At 35.6% G+C, this 250-nt stretch carries 1 protein-coding gene; it reads left to right on the top strand.

The genetic code is table 11. The annotated features are described in order from the left end of the window. Nucleotides 1-250 (top strand): hypothetical protein (locus SB752_RS33000; RefSeq protein ID WP_410719594.1); only part of this gene is annotated, 250 nt, incomplete at both ends.

Genomic DNA, 250 nt, shown 5'->3' with positions numbered 1-250 from the left:
GGTTGACTATAATGAGTTACAAACTCTTGGGTTCTCTTTAATTCAAAAAGCGTTAGATTTAGTTTCTGTTACTGGATATCTATCAGCAACATTATCGAGCCCGGCGATATCAAATATAGGTATATACCACAAAGATAATCAATTAATTTTATTTGTTTACGAGCTTACTCGTATGCCTATGAGTGGGGAGATAGAAATAACGAGAACTGACTTCAACGGAAATGTAATACCAACACCTGTTCAAGCAGAC

It is taken from the genome of Brevibacillus sp. SIMBA_040, from assembly GCF_046535075.1.
Classification (GTDB): domain Bacteria; phylum Bacillota; class Bacilli; order Brevibacillales; family Brevibacillaceae; genus Brevibacillus.
The sequence above is the reverse complement of the archived record's forward strand: the minus strand, read 5'-3'. Positions and strand labels throughout refer to the sequence as shown.